1 protein-coding gene is annotated in these 471 nt (G+C 57.7%); it reads right to left on the bottom strand.

What is annotated here, in order from left to right; translation table 11 throughout:
* The coding region (locus tag DCCM_RS04535; RefSeq protein WP_133163941.1) for an ATP-binding protein at positions 1-471 on the bottom strand (471 nt) is incomplete at both ends.

The raw sequence follows: 471 nt of genomic DNA, 5'->3' as shown, positions 1-471 counted from the left end.
GCATCGCCCCCAGGGGGTGCGTCCCCGTTATTTCGTTATCCCGGTAGGCGCCGATTAAAAGCAGGCAGCGGTTGCCGGTATCCTCGGCCAGGTGCCGTATTAACCGCAATGAGGCGGGGTCCGCCCACTGCAGGTCGTCCAGGAATATGACCAGGGGGTGTTCCCTGGCGGCAAATACCCGGATAAAATCCCTGAAGGCCATGCGGAAGCGGTTTTGGGCCTCCTGGGGCTGCAGGGCCTCAACAGGGGGCTGCGGCCCCATAATCAATTCAACCTCGGGAATCACCTCGGTAATAACCGCCCCGCTCTGTCCCAGGGCCAGCCGCAGCTTTTCCCGCCAGGCGGCAAGTTTTTCATCGCCCTCGATTATAATCTTCCGCATTAAATGCCCGAAGGCCTGAATGAAGGGGACATAGGGCACATTTCCCTGAAGCTGGTCGAACTTTCCGGCAATAAAATATCCTTTTTTCT

This window comes from Desulfocucumis palustris (assembly GCF_002933875.1).
Classification (GTDB): domain Bacteria; phylum Bacillota; class Desulfotomaculia; order Desulfotomaculales; family Desulfocucumaceae; genus Desulfocucumis; species Desulfocucumis palustris.
This window is presented reverse-complemented; position numbering and strand designations above follow the sequence as displayed.